This window comes from Leptolyngbya sp. BC1307 (assembly GCF_002286735.1).
Lineage (GTDB): Bacteria > Cyanobacteriota > Cyanobacteriia > Phormidesmidales > Phormidesmidaceae > Phormidesmis.
Genome location: NZ_NRTA01000101.1, coordinates 1 through 3,926 on the forward strand (window position 1 = coordinate 1; position 3,926 = coordinate 3,926).

Below are 3,926 nucleotides of genomic sequence, written 5' to 3' on the forward strand. Positions count from 1 at the left end.
CAGATGAGAAACACTTCTTGATTGCTGTCCTCGCTGATGGCTCATCAGCTACGAAGCGCTGATGAGCTTGTCCGTATCTTGGAATTTGGAATTGCTGCTGTGCTGCTGACCAATCGCGCTGACTGGTCAGCCAAACAGGTGCTCGCCAAATATTTACAAAGATGGCCGATAGAAACCTTTTATCGAGATGGAAAGCAATATCTCGGGCTTGATGAGTATCGGATGCGAACCTTTGAATCCATTCAAACCCATTGGACGTTGGTGTTCGTGGCTTACTCAATCTTGCACTTGGCTTGCTTGCCACCCCCGACAAAGGCTCCGGGCAAGCGCCCTACCCAGCTCACACAATCCATCGGGCAGGTCTGTCGCCAGCAATCGCAAGCGCTGATAGAAAAGCTAATCCTCTTTGCTCATGACTGTCTTGAACAGGGTGAATCGGCGTCGCAGGTGTTTGCCAAATTGTTTGACAAGCAGAATAAGGGGGTGCCTGCATGACTCGCTAGATAACGCCTCAATTATTTTTCTACCGTCAGAGCACAACACTCAAGTACTAATCTTCAATTTTTAGCTCTCGTAAGAAGTAGAAACGTTCGGTGCCATCGACAGATTTCTCGCGTCCTACATAAGCTGTCAAAGGTGATGATAGTTCGACGAGCAGATCGCGAGTATCGGATTCGGTGCTCAACTTTGGAATTGAGTCTTTGGCAAAGACAGCGTTGTAGTAGACTCGCACGTATCCAGTCGTGACTGACCTATCTTTTTCTTGAAGAGAAAGCTGTCTGACTGCTTCGACTAGGAGCGATCGCTCTGTCAAACATCGCCAAACACTAGCAATAAACTCATTGATTCGCCGATCAGACTGTTCGCCAAAAGGTGCTGTATTCAGGATATCTTTTAGCTCAAACAGATCTATCGAGCCTGGATGAGCTATCTTCAGCTCTACTAACTTCTGAAGCGTTTCGGGTCGGATGACGCTAATAGTATTGTTCTCTGCCGTTCGGATAGCACCGGGTGTTAAGTCGCCTGCTACAACGATCATTTTAATACATTCGTCGTAGTGCCTTTGTAAAATACTGTGACCTAATCTGATTAGCTGTGCCGGTGTGCCAGAGGGAACCCTTTGCGTTTTGGTCGCTTTGCACTCACCTACAATCGGATAGGGTTTATCAGCATAAAAGTCTAGCCCGCCTGCGCCACCTGTCGCGATAGGATCAAGACTGGCTTTAGGATTCCCAATAGAGTTTTGAAAGCCTAGCTCTATGAAGCTCTTTCTTACCAATTTTTCAAAAGCAAACCCGTCGCTGGAGTTTCCAACCTCAGCAATCTTTGAGAACCACTCAGGATCGTTGAGAATATCTTGTGAAAGGGTTTCTTCAATAATCTCTATTTCCAGTTCAGTTTTGGTCTCGCCGTTAGTCTTTTCGACCAAGACGGCTTCTGGCTCAACCTTTAAGTCAATTAGCTTTTGCTTTAGTGCTAGAAACTTGTCTTCTTCTAAGACTGGCTGAGTTTCATCGACATCTAAATATTGCGCTAAGGGTATGAGATTGTTGATTTTGTCAGGAGATTGATAGGCCGAAAGGGTGTCCAGCCGAACGGGAGCCGATAGATGATACAGACGGATAAAGGCCAAAAACAGGTTGTCTTGGGTGCGTAAGTGCTCTGCTAGCGCATCAATTTTCCAGGCTGTCAGTTGGGAAAGTACCTGAACTTTCTCTTGGCTGGTCAGATGCTGGCAAAAGTCGCACTTACCCCAAAACTGGAAAGATGGAGACTCTTTATCAGAGAGTGCTGTTGCTCTAAACGCTTTGACAGCGCTCTCGTGATAGATTTTCTCTTCTGTCAAATCGCCTGGTAAGGCTTGAACGGGCAAAAGCGCGAACCGTTTACCCGGCACAATAAACCGCTTTGGCGCAGCAATCACCGATAGCCCTTTAGCCAGCCCGTCTACTTCTAACGCTGGTAGACACAGCGCCGTGTTAAGTAAAACCATTTGCTATGCAGCCTCTAGATCGGCCAGGTCTGGCTGCTCGTCTGACTCTTCAGAGCAAGGGATCTCTAGGGATTCGCTGATATTAGCAGCGATTTCCTGACGCTCTTCTTCACTATGGAGCGGCTGTAGTTCTTCACCTTCCAGCGCTTCTTCGACAAGGTTACCTTCCGGTTTACTAAGAATTTCTCCAATCAGGGCGTTTTGAGTCAATAGCTTTTGTACAAACGCAAAAGAATCCAACCGTCTAACGGATAGACCAAATTTTTCGTGATGCTCATAAACATACTGAAGCGCCAGCAGCGGTTTGATGTTGTCTTCTGTGAGATCGACCCACTCGCCGCCTTGATCTAGGAGCTGTTGGTAATACTCGTAAGAGTCCCAGTTACGCTTGAGTTTGCGTTCTCTAGAGCGAACTAAACAGCCGCGCGACAGACCAAATGTTTCACGGTCTAGCAGCCGTCTGAAGCCTGCACCGACTGACAAGCCGTTTGTTTGCTGTAAAACCTCGATACCAATCGTGACGGCTTCACCATCTTCTATGCCTACCAGCTTGAAGTTGATATAGCCACTGTTTCTGGACCTTGGCGTGACTTCTTCGATGCTTTTGAGCACTACATTCTCGATGGGTGCGTCGCTGATATATTTGCTGTCTATAATTTTTTGGAAACAGAATGAGAGAGTGGCAGCGATCGCATCATTATCGTCGAGATAGTCATCAGAAAATTGCTCTAAAGCATTATCATAAGCAAAATTTAACTTCTCGGTAGGGGTTTTTTCTTTATCTGTAGGCGTAAAACTTTCAACCTTCTTGTTTACGTAATTAGCACACCACTTTATGGCCTCCCGCACATAGAGCCCGTTCTTCGAATATTGCGTTAGTTCTTCCTGATCGAAAGGGTATATGGGAGTAAGAGGCACTAAGTTCCTTGCAGCATAAAACGGAGAAAGCCATAAGGAAACTAGCTCTGTCATTGAATCTGCATTTACGTTTCTTAAATCAATTGCCCCAGCCGATGCAATTTTATCCTTTGCTGAAACTTCAGCGTCTTGGTCAAGAAAAAAGCTCCAAATGTCTGGTAGTAATACAGTTAAGATAACAATTCCTTTACCCGCTTCAGACTGCTTCAAGGACGTGAATAGTTTTCTCACCAAGTCAGCTATGACTAATGCTGTTGGATAGCCAAGGTCATGACTTGAGATGGTGTCCAACTCATCGAAACAGATACAAACGGTTCGGTATTCCCCAATGATAGAAAGAATTTTGCTGACAACTAACAAAGCATGAGCTTCCCTCTCCTGCTCGCCCTGTTGATTGCTAGGAAGTCGCAAATCAATTGCATCTTGAGCGTCTAACTGCTCACCTGCTAGCCATTTCACTGCTAGTGGCCCTCTCTCTTCAGAAAGCGTCCAGATAATGGCGCGAATGATATAAGGATCTACACTGGGTCTAACTTTTCTAATCGCTTTTGTCAGGTCAGCAACTAAATCTCTGCCTTTCATACGGCTTTTTTGATAAGCTTTGTCAAATCTAGCCGCTAAATCTGTTGTAGAAGGAATTTTGGCTTCCGAATTGCTTGATTTTAGGGCATCAACTACTATGAGCGCAGCAATCTCCTGCCACTGTGAAACCTCCTCGCTGCCTTGCTGCTCTAAGCTTGCGGCCACTGACTGCTGGAAAGAGCAGTTGACAAAATTTAAGTCACCATATTTATCAGCGCTGGCATAGATAAATAGTGTTTGCCCCTCAGATTGCAGCCGCTTCCTAATGCGTTTGATCACATGACTTTTCCCAACACCTCTATCTGCTGCAAAGACAATTGAGGTCGCTTTATCCAGCAGCAATTCCAAATTCCAAGATACGGACAAGCTCATCAGCGCTTCGTAGCTGATGAGCCATCAGCGAGGACAGCAATCAAGAAGTGTTTCTCATCTG

Annotated in this window: 3 protein-coding genes; 1 reads left to right on the plus strand and 2 read right to left on the minus strand. The window is 45.9% G+C overall.

Annotated features, from left to right (window positions below; genetic code table 11):
* Positions 1-78 precede the first annotated feature (78 nt).
* Positions 79-495, plus strand: coding sequence for a transposase (locus CKL79_RS21940; RefSeq protein WP_205879182.1), 417 nt, complete (start codon positions 79-81; stop codon positions 493-495).
* Between the two features lie 55 nt (positions 496-550).
* On the opposite strand, the gene CKL79_RS21945 is transcribed toward CKL79_RS21940, so the two are convergent.
* Both CKL79_RS21945 and CKL79_RS21950 read right to left on the minus strand, forming a co-directional pair.
* The gene (locus tag CKL79_RS21945; protein ID WP_121971649.1) at positions 551-1,993 is read right to left on the minus strand and encodes a DUF1802 family protein; all 1,443 of its coding nucleotides are present in this window, start codon (positions 1,991-1,993) and stop codon (positions 551-553) included.
* Between the two features lie 3 nt (positions 1,994-1,996).
* Positions 1,997-3,859, minus strand: a complete 1,863-nt coding sequence (locus CKL79_RS21950) for an ATP-binding protein (RefSeq protein WP_170944164.1) — start codon at positions 3,857-3,859, stop codon at positions 1,997-1,999.
* Between the last annotated feature and the right edge of the window lie 67 nt (positions 3,860-3,926).